The organism is Pseudomonas fildesensis (assembly GCF_001050345.1).
GTDB lineage: Bacteria > Pseudomonadota > Gammaproteobacteria > Pseudomonadales > Pseudomonadaceae > Aquipseudomonas > Aquipseudomonas fildesensis.
Genome location: NZ_LFMW01000012.1, coordinates 176,010 through 192,790 on the forward strand (window position 1 = coordinate 176,010; position 16,781 = coordinate 192,790).

General features: G+C 61.5%; 13 protein-coding genes and 1 pseudogene. 9 read left to right on the top strand and 5 right to left on the bottom strand.

Features of this window, described 5'->3' with window-relative positions; all coding sequences use genetic code 11:
* Positions 1-112 precede the first annotated feature (112 nt).
* The 4 genes from ACR52_RS18005 to edd form a co-directional block, all read right to left on the bottom strand.
* Positions 113-1,582 (bottom strand): ATP-binding protein, encoded by a 1,470-nt coding sequence (locus ACR52_RS18005; RefSeq protein WP_048727154.1) that lies wholly within the window; start codon positions 1,580-1,582, stop codon positions 113-115.
* Positions 1,572-2,306: a response regulator gene (locus ACR52_RS18010; protein ID WP_024077192.1), complete on the bottom strand. Its 735-nt coding sequence runs from the start codon at positions 2,304-2,306 to the stop codon at positions 1,572-1,574. Before ACR52_RS18010 ends, ACR52_RS18005 begins: the two co-directional genes overlap by 11 nt.
* Positions 2,307-2,443: 137 nt before the next feature.
* On the bottom strand, positions 2,444-3,400 hold the full coding sequence (locus tag ACR52_RS18015; RefSeq protein ID WP_048727158.1) for a glucokinase: 957 nt from the start codon (positions 3,398-3,400) through the stop codon (positions 2,444-2,446).
* Positions 3,397-5,223, bottom strand: coding sequence for a phosphogluconate dehydratase (edd, locus tag ACR52_RS18020; protein ID WP_048727161.1), 1,827 nt, complete (start codon positions 5,221-5,223; stop codon positions 3,397-3,399). Before edd ends, ACR52_RS18015 begins: the two co-directional genes overlap by 4 nt.
* 221 nt (positions 5,224-5,444) lie before the next feature.
* On the opposite strand from edd, the gene gap reads away from it, so the two are divergent.
* From gap to ACR52_RS31800, 8 genes and pseudogenes are all read left to right on the top strand, one after another.
* A complete protein-coding gene (gene gap, locus ACR52_RS18025) occupies positions 5,445-6,446 on the top strand; it encodes a type I glyceraldehyde-3-phosphate dehydrogenase (protein ID WP_048727164.1) in 1,002 nt (333 codons plus the stop codon).
* A 197-nt stretch (positions 6,447-6,643) separates the two neighbouring features.
* Complete coding sequence (locus tag ACR52_RS18030; RefSeq protein WP_048727167.1) at positions 6,644-7,162, top strand: RNA polymerase sigma factor; 519 nt, start codon at positions 6,644-6,646, stop codon at positions 7,160-7,162.
* A 74-nt stretch (positions 7,163-7,236) separates the two neighbouring features.
* Positions 7,237-8,205 (top strand): FecR family protein, encoded by a 969-nt coding sequence (locus ACR52_RS18035; RefSeq protein ID WP_048727168.1) that lies wholly within the window; start codon positions 7,237-7,239, stop codon positions 8,203-8,205.
* 116 nt (positions 8,206-8,321) lie between these two features.
* On the top strand, positions 8,322-10,886 hold the full coding sequence (locus ACR52_RS18040) for a TonB-dependent receptor (protein ID WP_048727170.1): 2,565 nt from the start codon (positions 8,322-8,324) through the stop codon (positions 10,884-10,886).
* A 137-nt stretch (positions 10,887-11,023) separates the two neighbouring features.
* Entirely contained in the window at positions 11,024-11,632 is a 609-nt protein-coding gene (locus ACR52_RS18045; protein ID WP_048727172.1) for a biliverdin-producing heme oxygenase, read from the top strand.
* 142 nt (positions 11,633-11,774) lie between these two features.
* Positions 11,775-12,176: a YbaN family protein gene (locus ACR52_RS18050; protein WP_048727173.1), complete on the top strand. Its 402-nt coding sequence runs from the start codon at positions 11,775-11,777 to the stop codon at positions 12,174-12,176.
* Positions 12,177-12,451: 275 nt separating this feature from the next.
* A pseudogene (locus ACR52_RS31795) lies at positions 12,452-13,591 on the top strand (PDC sensor domain-containing protein); the annotation flags it as partial.
* A gap of 102 nt (positions 13,592-13,693) precedes the next feature.
* Complete coding sequence (locus ACR52_RS31800) at positions 13,694-14,449, top strand: methyl-accepting chemotaxis protein (protein WP_406956230.1); 756 nt, start codon at positions 13,694-13,696, stop codon at positions 14,447-14,449.
* Between the two features lie 163 nt (positions 14,450-14,612).
* Here the strand turns inward: ACR52_RS31800 and ACR52_RS18060 are convergent, their stop codons facing one another.
* Complete coding sequence (locus ACR52_RS18060; protein WP_048727179.1) at positions 14,613-15,176, bottom strand: NAD(P)H nitroreductase; 564 nt, start codon at positions 15,174-15,176, stop codon at positions 14,613-14,615.
* 139 nt (positions 15,177-15,315) lie between these two features.
* On the opposite strand from ACR52_RS18060, the gene ACR52_RS18065 reads away from it, so the two are divergent.
* Complete coding sequence (locus ACR52_RS18065) at positions 15,316-16,758, top strand: di-heme oxidoreductase family protein (protein ID WP_048727181.1); 1,443 nt, start codon at positions 15,316-15,318, stop codon at positions 16,756-16,758.
* The last annotated feature ends 23 nt before the right edge of the window (positions 16,759-16,781 follow it).

The window sequence follows — 16,781 nt, forward strand, 5'->3', positions numbered from 1 at the left end:
GACTTGCTCCCGATAGCGGTGGATCAGCTAAAAATATGCTGACTGACACGCTGCTATCGGGAGCAAGTCGAATCGTCGCACCGCCCCTCCCACATTTGATCCTCGGTGTTCTTTAGTCCAGGGTTCGGGGTAGCTGCAAGGTCACCCGCAACCCACCCTCGCGCAAATTCTGCAAACTCACTTCACCGCCATGGCTGTGGGCAATGTTGCGCGCAATCCCCAGGCCCAGGCCGTAGCCCTGCTGCTGGCCGGCGAGGCGGAAGTGCGGTTCGAAGACTTGTTCCAGGCGCTGTTCCGGTACGCCCGGCCCTTCGTCATCCACATGCAGGATGAACTCGGCGCCATCGTCCTCGATATGCAGATGCGCGTTCTGCCCATACTTCAAGGCGTTGTCGATCAGGTTGCCGATGCAGCGCTTGAGCGCCAGCGGCTTGCCCGGATAGGTCGTCAGCGCGCGCCCGTGTTGCGTCACGCGGCCGTTGCCGTTGGGCGCCAGGTACGGCTCCACCAGGCAGTCGAGTACGTGGTTTAAATCCACCGGTTCGATGTTTTCGTGGATATCGGTGTCTTTCACGCATTGCAGCGCGCCTTTGACCAGCAACTCCAGTTCATCCAGGTCGCGGCCGAATTTGGTTTGCAGATTTTCGTCTTCGAGCAATTCCACGCGCAGGCGCAGGCGGGTAATCGGTGTGCGCAGGTCGTGGGAAATCGCACTGAACAACTGGCTGCGCTCGGTGAGGTAGCGGCTGATACGTTCGCGCATGGCGTTGAACGCGCGGCCCACTTCGACCACTTCACTGCCGCCGCCTTCGGCCACCGGCTCCACATCCGCGCCCAGGGACATGTCCCGCGCCGCCCGCGCAAGGCGCTTGAGCGGCCGGCTTTGCCAGTGCACCAGCAAGCCGATAAACAACAGCAAAAAGCCGCTGGTCAACACAATGAACCACACCTGCTGGGACGGCAGGCCCTGTTCTTCGAGGCTGGTGTAGGGCTCGGGCAACAGCGAGGCGATGTACAGCCATTCGCCAGGAGCCAGTTGGATCTGGGTGACCAGTACCGGCGGGTTCACCGGTTCCAGCGTCAGTGCGTAATGCGCCCAGGAGCGTGGCAGTTCATCGAGCTTCAGCCCGGCATTGAAGATGCGCAGGTCTTCGGCGCTGACAAATTCCACCGAGATATGCACGTCGGCGCCCAGGGTCTGGCGCAGCACTTCATCGACCGCCTCCAGCACCGCCTGCTTGCGCGGGGTCTGCGGCAGTATCGCCATGTCCAGCGGGCGGTCATTGAGGGTCACCACAAACCGAGTGCCGCCCATGCTGCGCAACTGGTCGAGGACCAACGGGCGATACGCCACCGGCAGTGAGCGAAAGTAACTCACGCTGGCGGTCATCGAATGCGCCAGGCTTCGGGCGCTGGTGACCAGGCCTTCGAGTTGGGTAGCGCGCAGTTGCGACACCCAGATCACGCTGGACAGCGCCTGGGCAAACAACACCGCCAGCAGGGTCAGCAGCAGCATGCGCCCGAGCAACGAGCGCGGTACCGGGAAGCGGCGATGGCGTTCCGTCAGGTGTTCAGTGGGCATTGCCGGCAACCACGCTGGCTGCCAGTTGATAACCGCTGCCGCGCACGGTGCGGATCAGCCTCGGGGGTTTTTCGGTATCGCGCAGGCGTTGGCGCAGGCGGCTGACGGCCATGTCGACGATACGGTCCAGCGGCATCAGGTCGCGGCCACGGGTGGCGTTGCCGATGGTGTCGCGGTCGAGGATCTGCTGGGGGTGATCGAGAAACAGCTTGAGCAGGGCAAAGTCGGCGCCCGAGAGAATCACCTCTTCGCCGTCAACGTGGAACAGCCGGTGGCTGATCATGTCCAGGCGCCATTCATCGAACACCAGCACGTCGCCGTTGCCGCTGCGTTCCTGGCCGAACTGGCAGCGGCGCAACAACGCCTTGATCCGCGCTTGCAGCTCGCGGGGGCTGAAGGGCTTGCCGATGTAGTCATCGGCGCCCAGCTCCAGGCCGATCACGCGGTCGGCTTCGTCGGAACTGGCGGTGAGCATGATGATCGGTACCTGCGCCTGGCGCGGGTGCTGGCGGATCCAGCGGCAAAGGCTGAAACCGTCTTCGTCCGGCAACATCACATCAAGGATGACCAAGTCACACGGCGCCTCGTTCATCGCCTGGCGGAACCCCGCGCCATCCGGCACGCCACGCACCTGGAAACCGGCGCGACTGAGGTAGGTTTGCAGCAATTCGCGGATTTCCTGGTCGTCATCGACAAGGAGAATCGATTTACTGATTACGCTCACGGGGTCCTCCTTGTTGTTATGGCCAAGCTTAAGTCATTGGTTGCTCTTAAAGGCGCCATCGCGAGCAAGCCCGCTCCCACATTTGGAACGCATTCCAAATGTGGGAGCGGGCTTGCTCGCGATGGCGCCATTACTGCCTACGCAAAAGCCTGTTCAAGCGCCACACCCGCCCCGGTCAATCCGGAATACGGCGCGGTCACCAACCACACCGGAATGCCTTTGAAGTAGTCGCTCATGCAGCCTTTGTCACTGAAGCTTTTGGCGAAGCCACTGTTGATAAAGAAGTCGGCAAACCTCGGTATAACACCGCCCACGATATACACGCCACCGCGTCCACCGGTGGTCAGTACATTGTTACCGGCTACCCGGCCCAGCCAGATGCTGAACTGGTCCAGCACTTCCATCGCCACCGGGTCGCCGGCCAGGCCCGCTGCCGTGATGGCTTCGGGCGTGTCCAGCACCGGGGCGTGCCCGTCGACCGCACAAATCGCCCGGTACAAACGCGGCAAACCGCCACCGCTCAAGGCGGTTTCGGCGCTGACGTGGCCGATCTCGGTGTAGATGTGCTGCCACAGCTGGGTTTCCCGCGGGCTGCTCAGGGGCAGGTCGACATGCCCGCCCTCCCCCGGCAACGCCGCCCAACGGCCGGCGCCGAGGTCCAGCAACGTGCCGACACCCAGGCCAGTGCCCGGGCCGATCACCACCGCCGGGCGCAACGGCTCCGGCGTGCCTTCGCAGACCACGCGAAATTCGTCGGGCTGCAGGCGGGTCATGCCCAGGGCCATGGCCGAGAAGTCATTCACCAGCAGCAGCTCATCCACCTGCAAGGTCTGGCAAAACGCAGTCTTGCTCAGGCGCCAGTGATTGTTGGTGAATTTAAATTCATCCCCACTCACCGGCCCCGCTACAGAAAGGCACACCGCACCGATGTCGCCGATTGCCAGGCCTTCTTCCTTCAGATAGACCTTGATCGCGTCCTCAGGGCTTTTGTGATCCGCCGTGGCGTGCACCCGAATCGAATGCAGTTCCTGATCCCGCCACAACGCAAAACGGGCGTTGGTACCCCCGATATCACCGACCAGCGCTAGCTTCACTTAAGCGTCTCCAAGGCAGAGGTAAAGGCGCTGGCGCCTTGCTCTGCGGAGCTTGCGGCCAAGCGCATAAATGCAAACAGCTCGCGACCGGCCCCCACGTTATTGCCCAACAGGCCCGTGGCAGGCGTGCGCGCTGCAAATTCTTCGGCGTCCACCTTAAGCTCCAGGGTGCCCTTCACGCCATCGACGCGAATGATATCGCCATCCTGTACCCGTGCCAGCGGCCCACCGCTCTGGGCTTCGGGGTTGACATGAATCGCAGCGGGGATTTTACCCGACGCGCCGGACATACGCCCGTCTGTCACCAACGCCACTTTGAAGCCACGGTCCTGCAACACGCCGAGGAACGGGGTCATCTTGTGCAGTTCCGGCATGCCGTTGGAGCGCGGCCCCTGGAAGCGCATCACCGCAACAAAGTCTTTTTCCAGTTGGCCGGCCTTGAACGCATCGGCCAGGTCCTGTTGGTCCTGGAACACCACCGCCGGCGCTTCGACGATCTGGTGCTCCGGCGCCACAGCGGACACCTTCATCACGCCACGGCCGAGGTTGCCTTCCATCACGCGCAAGCCGCCTTCCGGCGAGAACGCACGGGCCACGGGGCGCAGGATGGTTTCGTCGAGGCTTTCGATAGGGCCGTCGCGCCAGACCAGTTCGCCGTCGACCAGGAACGGTTCCTGGGTGTAGCGGCTCAGGCCCTTGCCGGCCACGGTGTTGACGTCTTCGTGGAGCAGACCGGCTTCGAGCAGTTCGCGGATCAGGAACGACATGCCGCCCGCAGCCTGGAAGTGGTTGATGTCGGCCTTGCCGTTTGGATACACGTGGGACAGGGTCGGCACCACTTCGGAGAGGTCGGCCATGTCTTGCCAGGTGAGGATGATGCCCGCCGACATGGCGATGGCCGGCATGTGCAGGGTGTGGTTGGTCGAGCCGCCGGTGGCGTTGAGGGCAACGATCGAGTTGACCAGGGATTTCTCGTCGACGATCTCGCCAATCGGCGTGAAGTTGCCGTTAGCCTTGGTCAGGCGCGTGACCTGGTGTGCGGCTTCTCGAGTCAGCGCGTCACGCAGCGGCGTGTACGGGTTGACGAACGAGGCGCCCGGCAAGTGCAGGCCCATCACTTCCATCAACAGCTGGTTGGTGTTGGCGGTGCCATAGAAGGTGCAGGTACCGGGGCTGTGGTAGGACTTCATCTCCGATTCCAGCAGTTCTTCACGGGTGGCCTTGCCTTCGGCGTAGCGCTGGCGCACGTCGGCCTTCTGCTTGTTGGAGATGCCCGACGGCATCGGCCCGCCCGGTACGAAGACCATCGGCAGATGACCGTAGCGCAGGGCGCCCATCATCAGGCCGGGGACGATCTTGTCGCAGATGCCCAGCATCAGCGCGCCGTCGAACATGTTGTGGGACAGCGCTACCGCCGTGGACATGGCGATGACTTCACGGCTGAGCAGGCTCAGTTCCATGCCGGGCTCGCCCTGGGTCACGCCGTCGCACATGGCGGGGGTGCCGCCGGCGAACTGGCCGACCGAGCCGACTTCGCGCAGGGCTTTCTTGATCTGTTCAGGGAAATGTTCGTACGGCTGATGCGCCGAGAGCATGTCGTTATATGAAGAAACAATTGCCACGTTGGCGGCGTTCATCATGCGCAGGCTGTTTTTGTCTTCGGTGCCACAACCGGCCACGCCGTGGGCAAAGTTGGCGCATTGCAGCTTGCCGCGCATCGGACCGTCGCTGGCAGCGCCGCGAATGAGCGCAAGGTAAGCCTCACGGGTTGCTCGGCTACGGGCGATAAGCCGTTCGGTGACCTCAAGTACGCGGGGATGCATGTATAGAACTCCAGGCTAACGGATGTGGCGACCCTCGTTCCTATGCTGATCAAACGCCCGCTGCTCATGGGATGGCAGGGAGTCGCTTGAATCATCGGACCAGTTGATTCAGGTCACTCGTTGTAGATTGAACAAAATATTGCCACTAAAAAGGCTTGTTTTCTATTTTTATGCGAATAATCTTGTAATTCTTACAACAAATCGACGACAGGCACTTTCCAATGACTCTTCGTATCGCAATCAATGGTTTTGGCCGTATCGGCCGTAATGTCCTGCGCGCACTGTATACCCAAGGCTATCGCCAGGATTTGCAGATCGTCGCCATCAATGATTTGGGCGACAGCTCGATCAACGCCCACCTGCTCAAATACGACACCGTCCACGGTACTTTCGATGCAGAGGTCGCTCACGATCAGGAAAGCCTGACCGTGAATGGTGACCGGATCGCCGTCAGCGCCATTCGCAACCCGGCCGACCTGCCGTGGGCTGCCCACAAGATCGACGTGGTGTTCGAATGCACCGGTCTGTTCACCGACCGTGACAAGGCTGCCGCCCATATTACCGCCGGCGCGCGCAAGGTGATCATCTCGGCCCCGGCCAAAGGCGCAGACGCCACCGTGGTCTACGGGGTAAACCATGACATTTTGCGTCAATCGCACCAGATCATCTCCAACGCGTCGTGCACCACCAACTGCCTGGCGCCGGTCGCCCAGGTGCTGCACCGCGAACTGGGCATCGAAAGCGGCTTGATGACCACTATTCATGCCTACACCAATGACCAGAACCTGACTGACGTTTATCACACCGACCCGTACCGCGCGCGTTCGGCCACCCAGAACATGATCCCGAGCAAGACCGGCGCCGCTGAAGCGGTTGGCCTGGTGCTGCCGGAATTGGCGGGCAAGCTGACCGGCATGGCCGTGCGGGTGCCGGTGATCAATGTGTCGCTGGTCGACCTCACCGTGCTGCTGAAAAAAGAAGCGACGGCAGAGGAAGTCAACGCACTGCTGAAAGAAGCCAGCCAGCACTCGAAAATTCTTGGCTACAACACCCTGCCTCTGGTTTCCAGCGACTTCAACCACAACCCGCTGTCGTCGATCTTCGATGCCAACCACACCAAAGTCAGCGGCAAACTGCTGAAAGTGCTGGCCTGGTACGACAACGAGTGGGGGTTCTCCAACCGGATGCTGGATAACTGCCTGGCGCTGTGCAACGCCGAGTAATGCTCGGCCAGGGGATCGTTCCCACGCTCTGCGTGGGAATGCAGCCCTGTACTGGACGCTCTGCGTCCCGGTCTCAAGATCGTGACGCGGAGCGTCACAGGATTCATTCCCACGCAGAGCGTGGGAACGATCGTGCCACTTGCCATTTGAGTTGATGATAAGCATTATCATTAACTGCAAACCGGTCTGGTATCACTGTGAGCCAATCTCGCTTCAACCAAGTCTTTCTCACCCAACGGGTGATTCTGCTACGCACCTTGCAGCGGATGGTGAATAACCACAGCACTGCCGAGGACCTGTTGCAGGAAACTTACCTGCGCGTCACCCGGGCCTTGACCGAGCGGCCCATCGATCACCTCGAACCTTTTGTTTATCAAACCGCGCGCAACCTCGCGCTGGATCACCTGCGTTCGCGTCGGATTCAGGCCCGCACGCTGCAGGAAGATGTTCCGCTGGACGTGCTGCAAAGCGTCGCCGCCCCCATCAGCACGCCCGAAGACGCCATTCAGGCCGAGCGCTTGCTTGAGCACCTGAGCGTCAGCCTCGGTCAGTTGAGCGCCCGCCAGCAGCAGATTTTCATCCTCAGCCGCCTGCACGGTTGCAGCTACCAGGAGATTGCCGATCAGTTGGAAGTGTCCTTGAGCACGGTGCAAAAGGAACTGAAATTGATCATGGCCATCTGTGTAGGTGTGGCCGAAAGGCTGGATCGGCCTTAAGCTTCACCCGACAGAGATGTCGATCCTCGCTGTAGGAAAGATGAATAGAACGTGGCGAAGACCCGAGGCACACCGTGACGGACCCCAATAAACTGCGCCCCCATGAGCTGGCTCATGAGGTGTTGCAAGACACGGCGATGGACCAAGCCCTCGACTGGCTGATCGCCTTGCAGTGCCCGCAGCCTGGGCAGCAGGCCGAGTTCGAGGCCTGGCTGGCCAGCGACCCGGCGCACGTCCATGCCTTCGGCAAAGCCCAGGCCGCCTGGGGTGGCGCGCCGGTGCACAGCGCCGCTGTGGCCCTGGCCGCGCCGCGCAAGCCCAGCGCCTGGCGCCGTATCAAACCGCATTGGAAACCCTTGACCACCGCCGCCGTCCTGCTGCTGGGGCTGTTCAGCTTCAGCAACCTGCCCGTGCGTCTGCAGGCCGACCACCTCACCGTGGTCGGCGAACGCCAGCGCCTGCAATTGGACGATGGCTCGCAAGTCTTGCTGAACACCAACTCGGCGTTTTCCAGCAGCATCAAGGACCACCAACGCATCGCCCGCCTGTATCAGGGCGAAGCGTTTTTCGAAGTGGTGCCCAACCGTGGCCTGCCACTGGAAATCGACGCCGGCCCTGTACGCGCCAGCGTACGCGACACCGCATTCGCCGTGCGCTACCTCAACGGTGAAGCCCAGGTGCAAGTGCAACGCGGCGATGTCGACCTGAGCAACACGTTCGACGATGCCCGCGTGCGCCTGAGCGCCGGTGAAAGCATCCGCATCGGTCCCAAGGGTTTCGGCCAACCCGCCAAGCTGGATGCCACCAAGGACCTAGCCTGGGTGCAGGGCCGGCTGATTTTCGAAAACTGCCCGATGAGCGAAGTGCTCGCCGAGCTGCGCAGGTATTACCCGGGCTGGATCGTCAACACCAATGACCAGCTCGCCAGCGTCGCCGTCACCGGCAATTACCGCCTCGACCAACCCTTGGACGTGGTGCGCTCATTGGCCCACATCACCTCGGCCAAGCTTTCTGAATACCCGGCACTGGTGATCTTGAACTAAATGAGAATTATTTTTACTCGATAGCCAACGCTGGTACGTCTCGTCTTAGCCAATGCAACTGATTCCTATTTGAATCGGTTCGCAACTATAAGATTCGTACCTCCGGAGCGCTCTCGATGTCCTCTCGTTTCAACCGCCGGTCCTCTTCGCCCGTGCTGTCCTTGCTGACCGCCGCCATCCTGTTGGCCGGCGCGCCCGTACTGAGCGCCACCGCCGCCGAACCTGCGCCGCGCAGCCAGGGCAATTACAGTTTCAGCATCGAGCAACAGCCACTGGTGTCGGCACTCAATGCCTTTACCGCCGTGACCGGCTGGCAAGTCGGCCTGCCGGCCGAGTTGGGCCAGGGTGTGTCGTCTCCTGGAGTACGTGGTGCACTGTCGCCGGAAAAAGCCCTGGACCGCTTGTTGGTGGGGACCAACCTGAGCTACCGCAAACTGGGCAATAACAACATCGTCCTTGAAAAGCGCGCGGCCGGCAGCACCCTCAACCTGCAACAGGTGACCATCAGCGCCACCCGCAATGAGCAGGACGTGACCAGCGTACCGAGCACCGTCAGCGTGCACGACCGCGAGGAACTGGACCGCCAGAACGTCAACAATATCCGCGAACTGGTGCGCTATGAGCCCGGTGTCTCGGTGGGCGGCGCAGGCACCCGTGCCGGTAACGCAGGTTTCAACATTCGCGGCATCGACGGCGACCGTATCCTCACTCAGGTGGACGGTGTGGAAGTGCCGGACAACTTCTTTAACGGCCCCTACGCCAAGACCCGTCGCAATTACGTCGACCCGGAAATCGTCAAGCGCGTGGAAATCCTCCGTGGCCCGGCCTCGGCCCTGTACGGCAGCAGCGCCATTGGCGGCGCGGTGAGCTACTTCACCCTCGACCCGGACGACATCATCAAGCCCGGCCAGGACTTCGGCGCCCGCCTGAAAACCGGCTACAGCTCCGCCGACGAAAGCTGGCTGACCTCCGGCACCGTCGCCGGCCGTGTACAGGACTTCGACGGCTTGCTGCACCTGAGCCAGCGCAACGGCCATGAAACCGAATCCTACGACGGCAACAACGCCACCGGCCTGGCCCGCACCGGCGCCAACCCAGAAGAGGCGCGCACCACCAACATTCTGGCGAAACTCGGCTGGAACTATGGCGATGACAACCGCCTGGGCCTGACGTACGAGAAGTACAAGGATGATCGCGACGTCAACCTGAAGAACGCGGTGGGCGGCCCGTTCATTGGCGGCCGAGGCTTCAACCTCTACCGTGACCGCCGGGGTAACGACACCATCACCCGTGAACGTTTTGGCCTGGAAAACACCTTTGCGCTTGAGTCACCCATTGCCGACCGCATCAAGACCAGCCTCAATTACCAGATCGCCAAGACTGATCAGACCACGGCCGAGATCTATCAGTCTGGCCGTCGTGTCTTGCGTACCCGCGATACGCTTTACCAGGAAAAACAGTGGATTTTCGACGCACAGTTGGACAAAGCGTTCAGCCTCGCCGAGACCGATCACCAAGTGACCTACGGCACCACCCTCAAGCAACAGAAAGTCACCGGCTCGCGCGAAGGCACCGCCACGTGCCTTGCCGTCGGCAGCGGCTGCACCGCCATCGGCGCGCCCAGCCCAATAGCCACCGACAGTGTGAAGAAGTCCAGCGACTTCCCTGACCCGACCATCAACACCTATTCACTGTTCGCGCAGGACCAGATCACCTGGAACAAATGGACCTTCCTGCCCGCCGTGCGCTACGACTACACCCAGCTCAAACCCAAGCTGACCCAGGAGTTCCTCAATACCGTAAACCCCACGGGCACGGACCCGGTGAGCGACAAAGAAAAAACCTGGCACCGTGTCACGCCCAAGTTCGGCCTGACGTATGCGCTGACCGATCAATACACGTTGTTCGGCCAATACGCCGAGGGTTTCCGTACCCCGTCAGCCAAAGCGTTGTACGGACGTTTTGAAAACCTCAACCTGGGCTACACCGTCGAGCCAAACCCCGACCTCAAGCCAGAAACCAGCAAAGGCATCGAAACCGGGATTCGCGGCAACTTCGACGAGGGCTCCTTCGACATCGCCGTGTTCTATAACAAGTACCGCGACTTTATCGACGAAGACAACGCTGTGGTCGGCGGCACCGTCGAACAGTTCAGGGCCGTCAACATCAAGCGCGCCACCATCAAGGGTGCAGAAGCCAAAGGTCGTCTGAACCTGGATGCGTTCGGCGCCCCTCAGGGCCTGTACACCCAAGGATCGATTTCCTACGCCTATGGCCGTAACGACGACAACGGCGAGCCGCTGAACAGCGTCAACCCGCTCAAGGGCGTATTCGGCCTGGGTTACGACCAGGACAACTACGGCGGCCTGCTGAGCTGGACCCTGGTGAAGAAACAGGATCGCGTCGACAGCACGACCTTCCACGCGCCCGACGGCAGCACCGACGGCCCGTTCAAGACCCCAGGCTTCGGCATCCTCGACCTGACCGCGTTCTACAAGGTCACCCACGATGTAACCATCAACGGCGGCCTCTACAACCTGACCGACAAGAAATACTGGAACTGGGACGACGTGCGCAGCTACGACAGCGTCGGCGAAGCCGCAGTGACCGGTCCGGCCAACCTCGACCGCCTGACCCAGCCCGGCCGCAATTTTGCGATCAACGTGATCTGGGACATCTGATACCACCCACCTCGCCCCGCCGGATTTAATCACCGGCGAGGTGAGGATTTTTTACTGTGCCGCGTCTTCTTGTTCGTCTAGTTGATAACAGCTCTCTTTAGGGCACCCAGGCGCTTCCCTTCTCAAGGACCTTTTCGATGACCGTTTCTCCTACCGCAGAACGCCCAGGCCTGCGCTCCCAGCGCCTGAACCAGATCACAAACGAGCCTCACACCAAGCTCGACGCACTGGTCAAGGCCCACGCCCCGTTCGAAACCCAGGCCAACTTCGCCCGTTTCGTGGTGGCGCAGTACTTGTTCCAGTCGGAACTGGTGGCCCTGTACAACGATGCCGAATTGATCAAGATCGTCCCCGACCTGGCCGAACGCTGCCGCGCCGACGCCGCCAAGCTGGACCTCGGCGACCTGGACACTGAAGTCCCGGCACCGGTCGCGGGCGCCGTGAAGAGCCCGAGCAAGGCCGAAGCCCTGGGCTGGCTGTTCGTCTCCGAGGGTTCCAAGCTGGGCGCTGCCTTCCTTATCAAGCGCGCCGTGGGCCTGGGCCTGAGCGATACCTTCGGCGCCCGCCACCTCGGCGAACCGGCCGGTGGTCGCGCTGAAGGCTGGAAGAGCTTCACCCGTACCCTCGACAGCCTGGAATTCAGTGCCGAAGAAGAAGCAGACGTGGAAAAAGGCGCGGTTGATGCGTTTGTGCGCTTCACCGTGTTGCTGGAACAGGCGTACGCTAGCGCCCCCGAACTGGCCTGACCCACGTTGTTACCGTAAGAGTGAGCTTGCTCGCGAAAAACGTTCAGACACCGCGTTCATCCAGGAAGGGCGCGTTATCGTTTACGACCTTCGCGAGCAAGCTCGCGCCTACAGTTATCACCTATCTGAAAACTCCACGTAAATGACCGGCACAACCCAATCCACCTCAAAAATCGCACAGTTGCTCTTCGGCCTGCTGGCCTACGTCAGCCTGGGCATCGGGCTGGTGGCGATTGTCGTGCCGGGTTTGCCTACCACCGAATTCATCCTGCTGGCCGCCTGGGCCGCTACCAAAAGCTCACCGCGCCTCAGTGCCTGGCTGGAAAATCACCGGCTGTTCGGGCCGATCCTGTCCAATTGGCGCAATGGCAAAATCATTGCGCGCCGCGCCAAAGTCAGCGCAACCGTGAGCATGTTGCTGTGCGCCATTTTGATGCTGGTGATGCTCGATCATGGCTGGCCGATCTACCTGGCGATTGCCGGGATGAGCCTGGGCAACCTGTGGATCTGGTCGCGCCCGGAACGGCTTACACAGCCCGTATAACGCTGCGTACAGGCGTTTTCCTACCGCTCATCGCCTCCCTCTCATGAATTAACACACTGCGCCGATGCTCCGGGTATGCGCCGAATGGACTTGGCCCAGCTTGTATACCAATAAGTCCATTCGCGAGTGAACCTATGTTCGACACCCTCTCCATCCGCTTGAAAATTGTGCTGCTGTCCGGCCTTTGCCTGTTGGGGGTGATTGCGCTGATTATCAGCATCAACCTGTACGAGACCGATCAGAACGACCACCTGATCAGCGATTCAAGCTCGAGAATGCTCAGCAGCAGCGTGCAAGACCTGTTGCAAGCCAAGGCCGCTGAACAGGCCGTGCAGTTGCAGAAAACCTTTGGCGAAAACCTCGTGGTGGTCACGGCGTTGGCCGACCAGATCAAAGACCTGCGCAACCTCGCCGCCAAACGTGCCCTGGAGCCAGGCGCCCTGCGCGAAGAGCTCAACCAGAGCCTCAAGACCGCGTTCGACCGTAACAGCAAAGTGCTCGGTATCTGGCTGTCGTTCGAGCCCAACGGCCTGGATGGCAAGGACAGCGAGTTCATTGACGACAAGGCCCGCGTATCCAATGAAAAAGGCCGCTTCTCCAGCTACTGGAGCCGCGCCGGCGGCGAAGGCTTGAACACGATCATGGTCGAGGACGACCTGACCAAGACCACCCTCAACCTCAGCGGCACGCCCTACAACATTTGGTATACCTGCCCACGGGACACGCGTAATACGTGCCTGCTGGACCCGTACGAAGATACGGTGGCCGGCAAACCCGTGTTGATGACGACCATTTCCCTGCCGCTGATCGTGGACGGCAAAGTTATCGGTGTGGTGGGTGTCGACATCGCCCTCAATGCCCTGCAAGCCGCAACCGATGCGGCGCAAAAAGACCTGTTCGACGGCGCCGCGCACCTGGAGATTCTGTCGGGCACCGGCTTGATCGCGGCCTACAGCGGCGCACCGGCCAACGTCGGCAAGAACCTGATCGATACCCTCGGCGCCGAAGGAAAGGAAATCGTACAACTGCTGGCCAGTGGCAGCCATGTGAACCGCGAACAAGGCGACACCATTCGCGCCGTGTACCCGGTCAAGCCGATTGCCGATGCCAAGTCCTGGGGCGTGGTAATCAAATTGCCCAAGCAAGTGATGCTCGCCGATACGGTGAAGCTGCAAGGCGTACTCGACGAGGCCCAGGCGGCGGGCACTCTCAAGGCATTGCTCGTCGGTGCCGCAGCCGGCCTGCTGGGCTTGCTGCTGATCTGGCTGACGGCCACCGGCGTGACCCGGCCGATAAACAGCGTGGCCGCCATGCTCAAGGACATCGCCAGCGGCGACGGCGACCTCACCCAGCGCCTGGCTTACGCCAAGAAAGACGAGTTGGGCGAACTGGTGAATTGGTTCAACCGTTTCCTCGACAAGCTGCAACCGACCATCGCGCAGATCAAGCAAAGCATCACCGAAGCGCGTGGCACTGCGGATCAGTCATCGGCCATCGCGCGCCAGACCAGCGAAGGCATGCAGGTGCAGTTCCGCGAAATCGACCAGGTGGCCACCGCCTCCAATGAAATGAGCGCCACCGCCCATGACGTCGCCAACAGCGCATCCAACGCTGCCAGTGCGGCACGCGGCGCCGATCAGTCTGCGCGTGAAGGCATGTCGATCATCGAGCAAAGCACCCGCGACATCACCACCCTCGCCGAAGAAGTCAGCAAAGCCGTGAGCGAAGTCGAAGCCCTGGCCGTCAACAGCGAGCAGATCGGTTCAGTGCTGGAGGTGATCCGCAGCATCGCCGAGCAGACCAACCTGCTGGCATTGAACGCGGCGATCGAGGCGGCACGCGCCGGCGAAAGCGGACGTGGGTTTGCGGTGGTAGCCGACGAAGTGCGCAACCTGGCCAAGCGCACACAGGATTCAGTAGAAGAGATTCGCCTGGTAATCGAACGCATCCAGAGCGGCACCCGTGGGGTGGTGGCGACCATGCATTCCAGCCAGCACCAGGCCCAGAGCAATGCCGGGCAGATCCATCAGGCGGTGCAGGCACTGGGCAAGATCAGTGACGCAGTGACGGTGATCAGCGACATGAACCTGCAAATCGCCAGCGCTGCCGAACAACAGAGCGCGGTGGCCGAAGAGGTCAACCGCAACGTCTCGGCGATTCGCACCGTGACCGAGACCCTCACCAGCCAGGCCACCGAGTCGGCGGCCATCAGCAGCCAACTGAATGCGTTGGCCAGCCAACAGATGAAGTTGATGGATCAGTTCAGGGTTTAAGAAACACCACAGTCCAATGTGGGAGGGGGCTGTCGCTCGTTCCCACGCTCCGCGTGGGAATGCATCCTGTGACGCTCCGCGTCACGCTGGCATTGACGGCGGGACGCAGAGCGTCCAGGGCGACATTCCCACGCAGAGCGTAGGAACGATCAACGATCGATAATCAGGCGCCAGGCCAGGCCTGAACGAACGCTGCCAGGTCTTCTTTCGGCGCGGTGCGCGGCGGGTTCTGCGGCGTGCCCAGGTAAAGGAAGCCAATTACTTCCTCGCCTGCCGTCAGCTCCAGGCCTTGGGCGACGTGGGCCGAGTAGGACAAGTCGCCGGTACGCCACACCGCACCAATCCCCTGTGCGTAAGCCGCCAGCAAAATCCCGTGGGCCGCACAGGCGGCCGCCAGCAGTTGCTCGGACTTCGGCACTTTGAAGTGGTCTTGCAGGCGAGCAATCACCACCACCACCAACGGGGCACGCAGCGGGCCGTTCTGGGCTTTATCGATGGCAGCTTGCGGGGCGTCGGCATCCTGCAGGCGCGCGGCTTCGGCAAGCAACGTGCCCATTTGCTCACGGGCCGCGCCTTCCACGGTCAGGAAGCGCCAAGGGCGCAGCTGGCCGTGGTCGGGGGCACGCATGGCGGCGGCGAACAGCACATCACGCTGCTCCTGGGTCGGTGCCGGCTCCAGCAAACGCGGCACGGAAACACGGTTGAGCAAAGCGTCGAGAGCCTGCATTGGCCACCTCCAGAGAAAAATGTGCGGCCATTCTAACGGGAATGAATCGGATTCCACCAAACGATAATTGCTCTTATTCAAACCGCCCTGCCCTGTTAGACTTTGCGACCGCATTTTTCGCCTTCGTCCAGGAAAGTCGATGTTCCGTTCGCTTCTTCGCCTGTCTGCAGCGTTGCTGGCCTTGAGCCTGGCAGCCTGTGATGACGCCCCGCCCCCAGCGTCTCTAAACAGTACCAAGGCTGAGCCGGGTGAAGCGCGGGCCGGCGGCGCGACGACGGTGAACAAGCGAGACCAGAACGCGTTTTCCCTGCCCTCGGCCAACCTGTCGCCGACGCGCCGCCTGGATTTCAGCGTCGGCAACAGTTTCTTTCGCAGCCCCTGGGTGATCGCGCCGTCCACCACCACCGCGCGCGATGGGGTGGGCCCGCTGTTTAACACCAACGCCTGCCAGAACTGCCATATCAAGGACGGCCGTGGCCATCCGCCGCTGCCCGACGCAGCGAATGCGGTGTCTATGCTGGTGCGCCTGTCGATCCCGGACGCATCCCCCTACGCCAAGCTCATCGAGCAGATTGGCGTAGTGCCCGAACCGGTCTACGGTGGGCAACTGCAAGACATGGCCGTGCCGGGCGTCGTGCCGGAAGGCAAGGTGCGGGTCGACTACACACCCGTCAACGTCAGGTTCAAGGACGGCACCGTCGTCGAGTTACGCAAGCCGGACTTGCAGATCACCCAACTCGGCTACGGCCCGATGCACCCGGACACACGTTTTTCCGCACGCATCGCCCCGCCGATGATCGGCCTGGGCTTGCTCGAAGCAATTGCCGACGCGGATGTCCTGCGCAACACCGACCCGAAAACCGCCGACAAAGAAGCCATCGTCGGGCGGGCGAATTGGGTCTGGGATGATGCCCAACACAAAACCGTCCTCGGGCGATTTGGCTGGAAAGCCGGGCAACCCAACCTCAATCAACAAAATGTTCACGCGTTCTCTGGTGATATGGGCCTCACCACGTCCCTGAGACCCTTCGATGACTGCACCGACGCCCAAGTCGCCTGCAAACAGGCGCCCAACGGCAATGGCCCCGAGGGCGAGCCGGAAGTCAGCGATAACATACTGCGCCTGGTGCTGTTCTATACGCGTAACCTGGCCGTACCTGTGCGCCGCGACGTCAACGCGCCGCAGGTACTGGCCGGGAAAAACCTGTTTTACCAGGCCGGTTGCCAGGGCTGTCACAAGCCATCCTTCACCACAGCGGCCAATGCCGCTGAACCTGAACTGGCCAACCAAGTGATCCGCCCCTACAGCGACCTGCTGTTGCATGACATGGGCGACGGCCTGGCCGACAACCGCAGCGAATTCAAGGCCAGTGGCCGCGACTGGCGCACGCCGCCGTTGTGGGGCCTTGGCCTGACGCAAACCGTGAGTGGCCATACCCAGTTATTGCATGACGGCCGCGCCCGCAACCCCCTGGAAGCCGTGCTCTGGCATGGCGGTGAAGCGCAAGCGGCGCAGCAGCATGTGTTGTCTTTTAACGCCGAGCAGCGCGCCGCGTTGCTTGCGTTCCTGAATTCTCTATAAGCTTCGCCCCACTTACAGAAGGG